This is a genomic window from Streptomyces sp. W16 (genome assembly GCF_033194735.1).
Taxonomy (GTDB): domain Bacteria; phylum Actinomycetota; class Actinomycetes; order Streptomycetales; family Streptomycetaceae; genus Streptomyces.
Window position 1 is genome coordinate 1 of the sequence record NZ_JAWOAI010000576.1, and the last position, 5,765, is coordinate 5,765.

Genomic DNA, 5,765 nt, shown 5'->3' on the forward strand with positions numbered 1-5,765 from the left:
GACGGGCCGGGCCGGTCCGCCCGCTGGACGGAGACGTCCGAGTCGACATGCCCTTCTGCACCCACACCCGCCCCCACGCGGCGCTGCACCGCCCCGGCCGGTACGGCGGCTCCGGGCAGGGCGAGATCGGGGGCGGCGCCCCGGGCCAGCTTCCGGCCGTTGGCGCCGGCGCTCCGCTCGAACGGGTCGTCGGGGTGGGAGACCTTCTCGCCCGTGCCGTTGAGGGTGCCGGGCACGGGCCCCAGAGCCTGCTGACGTACGTGGTCGACCTCTTCGTACATCACCTCGTCGTCGACCCGGCCGCCGCCGAGCACGATGTGCGAACCGGTGGTGTAGGCAAGGGCGCCGAGTTCCTCGGCCGAGCGCTGGGCGACCGGGCCGCTGTGCACGCGTACGTGACCGAAGCCCATGCGGTAGGCCTGCTCGGCACGTTGGAGGATGCGGGGTTCCAGGGGGCGGCCGGGGGAGCCGACGGCATCTGTGACGGACGACCGCCGCCGAACGGGCACGGCCGCTTCGGTGACGTGGCCCTGGGGCGCACTGTCCATCACATCGGGCTCGCCGTGCTGTCCTTCGGCGCGCTGCTCGTCCCGTGACCGCTGGATCGCGAGGGTCACCGCGGCGTTCCCTGCGGCCCGTTGGAGAGCGGCGAGCGGAGGCAGGGCGGCGGTCGGCCGGGACGCGGGGCGTGCGGCTGCCCGGTCGGCGCCCGAGTGGTTCTCTCCCTGGATGCGCATACGCGGTTCCCCTTCGCTCGACGGGTGCCCTTCCCTCTTACCGGACGGACACCGGGTGGAGGGAAGTCCGCAGGGGCAGAACCGGGGGCAGACTTACCGGCGTCGTGGGCGTGTGTGACCTTGCGACGCCCGCCGGCGTACCGACGAAACCACTCGGAACTGGCGCCCCACATGACAGGAAGAGAACACATCACGATCCAATTCTCCGGCTTTGAATTGGCCATGTGGGCTGAAATTATCCCGCCTTCCACAACCGCCACAACCGGCGATCTCTACCGCGATGTGCGATCACCAAGGTATGATCGCGCTACCCGTTGCGTGCGTGCTGAAACGTCACTTTCAAGATTCGTATCACGGCACGGCGTCATACTCGGCAGCGTACTGGCGCATCAAGATTCCTGACGGTAGAATTTGCGATGTGACCGTGCCTCCCATTGCGCTTGACAACTCCACCTTTATTAGTGCGCAGGAATTTATCACTGCACAGAATCGCGGTGAGCGAAGCAGGGATCCATTTGCGCGCCAGTCCTATGTCGAGCTCGTTCAGTCACTGATTCTCCAGCCGGCGGTACGGGTAATTCACCCAATCCATCTCAGTCCAACTGCAGAGCAGTTCGGTGAGGAGCCGTATCTGCTGCGGCGCCTTTTTGAGCTCGGCCTCGTTGCACCGGTGCAGATTCTTCCTGATGCGGTGCAACGTCTCGACAGTGCGGAATCGGAAGTGCTGAGGACGCTGCAGACCCGGGGCGTGGATGCGTTGCTGTCTTTTCTGCATTCAATGGATGCCTGCGACCGGGAAGCGGAAGCATCGGGTAACGCCGGACTTCGGCGGCGGATTCTGCAGTGGAATGACTTCCATCAGAGCCAGATTCCGCATCACTTGGTCCGTGTGCCGACGGCGGACGGGATCGAACCGGACCGCCTGGGCGAATGGGCTCGTGCGACGTCCTTCGCCATTGGCGAGCTTTTTCGTCCCTTGATGCCTGAAAGCGTGGAGCCCTCCAATCTCATCGCGGCACTTGCGAGATCTCTCCGCTACCAGGCGCGAGCGACCGTCACCGGCCACGCCTATCAACCTCATGGCCTTCGGCGGGACTTCGCCGTCACCAGCCAGATCTTGTCCGATGAGATGGACGAGGAGACGGCGGTAGACGTCATAAAGTCAATTCGCGGCATTCATGAAGGACTCGGGGAACGTGCGGGCTCTTCGCTGGCACGGCACCTTGAGTTGCTGCGTCTTGAACTGCCCCTGGTAGGAGGGCGGCTGTGGAACAACGAAGAGGCAGGTGTTCGCCCTCAACGGGACTGGATCGATCTGGTCTGCGATCGCATCATGAGCTACCGGAGGCAGGCTGGAACTCTGCGGAACCTCGTTCGCGATATCAGGACCGAGGAAGACGCTCTTCGATTCGAGCGTGGCATTGACGATATAACTCGGCAACTCAACGAACGTCTTGGACTGAGCACGGCCGAGATTACCCCGCTGGAGCAACAACTCGCAGAGGGCGTTTCTTCGGTCGCTGCCACGCTACCCGGAATTCCAAGAGTGGAAGGCCTCTGGATCGGTGCCCGAACAACCCTGAAGCGCTACTCTTTCCGCGGCAATCATGCGCAGAAATTTATTTACCAAGAATATCTGAGCGCTTGGCGCCGTGCGAGCCACTGACAACCTGAAGAGTTCCCTGCGTCATTCACATGAAACAGCGGTTCGGCTCGAACCTCTGAACATAGTCAAGGGTTGGTGCAAGTGCTGCCATCGTCTCTTCGGTGGCCAAATGCTCGCGCAGTGCATAAGCCACCATGTCGACTTCGGTCCACCGGGTCAGCAGAGCGGCTGCTTCCACTCCGATACGACTGATGACAGGATCCACGATGGCCCTGCGGATCATCGAGCCGTGGCAGACCTTCTCGTTGTTCAGCGGAAAGATTTTCTGCTCCAAGTAGTCGGAACGCAGCGACGACTGAATCTCCCGGAACCTTTCGCTCTCAAGCGGGTCGGCGTTCAGGAAACCGTGATCGGTGAGAAACTTCCTTGTCGACCTGAAAACCAGCGAGTTGAAATCACGGGTGTACCGTGACACATCCTTCTCTTGGTTGAGCAGTGTGTAGAGGTGTTGGAGTTCTTCCAGAAACGAATAGTCCCCAACAGGTAGCCGAAGCAGATCGAGGGCATCGTTCGGAAGCTCGGAAGGGGAGAGGTTCAAACCGGTGATCGTGAACAGCGTGTCCTCAAGGAGACCGGTAGCGATGTCGGAAAGGAGCACGGCGCGGGCTGTCTGATGGAGACCGGTGACATCTTTGCGCGCGATACCGACGGCCTGCCTCACTGCTGTCGTCGGCAACCTGCCCGCAACGAAACGCTCAATGTCGTCGGCGTGATCAAAATTTCCTCTCTCTGAATTATGGGAAAATGGCCAACGGTTAATGTCGTGCAGCCACGAGAGAAGCAACACCTCCTCTCGGGGGAGCCTTCGGTCTTCACTCAAGGACAGTGCCAGCGAAGTGACCCTGGTGACGTGCTCGTAGCGAGAGAAGGCGAGCGTTCGTGGATCGCCACCGTTGGGATGGACCGTCACGAACCCGGTGATGCCGCGCAGGCGGTTTGCGGCATCGGTCAGCCAGGATGGGAGAAGCTCGGACACCATCGTTCCAGTGTTATTCATTGTCGCCTCCTCTGCCGAAACGGCCAAGCCAGGCGCGCTCAGCTGAAATCGATTCTGGTAGCAGTTCGATCTGATATTTGTGAAGCGTAAGACTGATCATTGATTGCTGTACTTCACCGGGCACTCGGACACGCTTTCCGGGAAGCACCTCGAAGCGAGAAACATCCTGGCCCAATTGACTGGCGATCCATTCCAGCGGCTCCTCCAGTGATGTCGACTGAAGAGTCCGCGACTGGCAAACGGCTCGCTGAGATTTTGGACAATTGCACGGCAGGCACTGCTTGGCGGCACCCCGCCGGCTGTCCCACACACCGAGAGCTTCAGCTTTTCCGGTAGCCAGTGCAATTGCGCATGAAGTGCTGCGGTAGACCGGGTACCCGACCGTCGCTGCCGCGGAATTGATGTCCTGCCAGACCTCGTCGTCCCACATTTCGTCGCATGTGTCGGACCGAGCTGCTAATAACCCCGTCTCGATGAGGTCATGCTGAGCAATTCCTGCTCCGATGGACAAGCCGATGGCAACCGAGCAGCGGTACCCTGAGTCCTTGAGCCTTTGGATCGTATGCACCGCCCAGTTCCTGGACGGCACGGACTTCCGAGTGATGGGTCGCCAATAGTGGACCATCGTGATGTTCTTGCTGTCACGGCAGCTTTCCCCGGCGCTGAAAGTCTCCGCCGGGCTGAGGACGGGGCCTTTCTCGGTTCGCTGTGCCAGTGTCGTGCGATGGAAGGACTGCGAACAGAAGATCACGATGTCAATGCCAAGGCTGTCGAGATCCGCCATGAGGGATCGGGGCATGCGGCCCTTGGATACCACGACGAGCGGCCGAGCCGGACGTACACATGCAAGTTCGTGCGCGAATAATCGAAAATACTCACGGTTCTCTGAGGTGAGTAGCATATCCGTATAGTTACCCAGGCAGATCGGTGTGGAATCCAGGTGTCCGGCCATATCTCCACGCGTTTCCTCAAGGTACCTGCATAACATGTTCACAGCCTCCTCTGGGTTGACTCGTGGCCTGGGCTTCCTCGCCTTCAATCCGATCGGTCCAAGGTAGCAGTACGAGCAATTTGCAGGGCAGCCGATTATCGGGTCCACGCTTATCCACGTGTCGTGCTCCGCGATGATCGGAACGTGCCTCTGCGGTACCTGCTTGATTGTCAAATGGCTGCACCACCATCAAATGGAGATCGTGTACCGATAAGGATGGTTAAATACCTTAAATTCGGTAGCATGGCTATATGCGCTGCGATGTTCCAAAAGATGACTCGCCCTCATGCAGGGCCCGTCATCGATGATGATCGAGTGACTCATGGTGCTGCGCGGATGGAACGGGAAAATAGGGTTGAGCAGCGCCGGCTGACTTCACGCAGGGCCACTTTACCGGAACTCTGGGTGACTGACGCATTGCAGTTGAGCCGAACTCGCGAAGTCGGCCGACCTCAGTCCGTGACGAGGTCCTCCGGTGTGGAGCGGGCGAGTTCGGCGAGGGTGCCGAGTGCCTGGGAGAGGGTGTCCGGTTCAGGGGTGGCGAGGCCCAGGCGGACGGCGTTGGGGGAGTGGTTGCTGCCGACGGTGAACGCGGCGGCCGGTACCACCCCGATGCCGTGCCGCGAGGCCGCCGCGACGAAGGTGTCCGCGCGCCAGGGGCGGGGCAGTTGCCACCAGCAGTGGAAGGAGCGGGGATCGCTCCGCACGGCGAACCCGGCGAGCTGCCGGGCCGAGATTCCCTGTCGTACGGCCGCTTCCTTCTGTTTGGCCGCCACCAGCGCCTTCACCGTGCCGTCCTGCTGCCAGCGGTGGGCCACCTCCAGGGCGAACCGCCCCGGGGTGCAGCCGCCGGAGCGCAGGGCGGAGACGATCTCGCCCGCCAGGGCGCCGGGTGCCACCGCGAACCCGAGGGTCAGGCCGGGGGCGACGCGCTTGGACAGGCTGTCGATCAGGACCGTCAGTTCGGGGGCGTACGCGGCGAGGGGCGGCAGTTCGTCGCGGAGGAAGGCCCAGATGGTGTCCTCGATCGCGGGGATCCCCAGCCCGAGCAGTACCTCTGCCAGCCGCTCGACGCGCTGGGCGGGCATGGTGAGTGAGAGTGGGTTGTGCAGCCTCGGCTGGACGTAGACGGCGTGCAGCGGGGCGGCGGCGTGCGCCTCCTCGACGGCTTCCGGGACGAGTCCGGCGTCGTCCATGGCCAGCGGGACGAGGGTGATTCCGAGCCGGGCGGCGACGGCCTTGATGACCGGGTAGGTCAACTCCTCGACACCGAGCCGGGCACCCGGCGGCACCAGGGCGGTGACGACGGCCGAGATCGCCTGCCGCCCGTTGCCCGCGAAGAGGATCCGCGCCGGGTCCGGGCGCCAGCCGCCG

5 protein-coding genes are annotated in these 5,765 nt (G+C 62.5%); 1 reads left to right on the top strand and 4 read right to left on the bottom strand.

Annotation, left to right across the window (positions count from 1 at the left end):
• A partial coding sequence (locus tag R6V09_RS44185; protein ID WP_317887129.1) for an eCIS core domain-containing protein occupies nt 1-737 on the bottom strand: 737 nt, incomplete at its 3' end.
• Between the two features lie 298 nt (nt 738-1,035).
• Here R6V09_RS44185 and R6V09_RS44190 point away from each other — a divergent pair.
• Nucleotides 1,036-2,403, top strand: a complete 1,368-nt coding sequence (locus tag R6V09_RS44190) for a hypothetical protein (protein WP_317887130.1) — start codon at nt 1,036-1,038, stop codon at nt 2,401-2,403.
• A 25-nt stretch (nt 2,404-2,428) separates the two neighbouring features.
• Here the strand turns inward: R6V09_RS44190 and R6V09_RS44195 are convergent, their stop codons facing one another.
• The 3 genes from R6V09_RS44195 to R6V09_RS44205 all read right to left on the bottom strand — a co-directional run.
• Nucleotides 2,429-3,400 carry a hypothetical protein gene (locus R6V09_RS44195; RefSeq protein ID WP_317887131.1) on the bottom strand — a complete coding sequence of 324 codons (972 nt, stop codon included), beginning with the start codon at nt 3,398-3,400 and terminating at the stop codon, nt 2,429-2,431.
• A complete protein-coding gene (locus R6V09_RS44200) occupies nt 3,393-4,184 on the bottom strand; it encodes a hypothetical protein (protein WP_317887132.1) in 792 nt (263 codons plus the stop codon). Before R6V09_RS44200 ends, R6V09_RS44195 begins: the two co-directional genes overlap by 8 nt.
• A 659-nt stretch (nt 4,185-4,843) precedes the next feature.
• A partial coding sequence (locus R6V09_RS44205; protein WP_317887133.1) for an aminotransferase-like domain-containing protein occupies nt 4,844-5,765 on the bottom strand: 922 nt, incomplete at its 5' end.

Excerpts from the sequence above, each read along its gene's own strand:
- R6V09_RS44190 (WP_317887130.1), top strand. The coding sequence starts at position 1,036 with ATGATCGCGCTACCCGTTGCGTGCGTGCTGAAACGTCACTTTCAAGAT.
- R6V09_RS44195 (WP_317887131.1), bottom strand. The coding sequence starts at position 3,400 with ATGAATAACACTGGAACGATGGTGTCCGAGCTTCTCCCATCCTGGCTG.
- R6V09_RS44200 (WP_317887132.1), bottom strand. The coding sequence starts at position 4,184 with ATGGCGGATCTCGACAGCCTTGGCATTGACATCGTGATCTTCTGTTCG.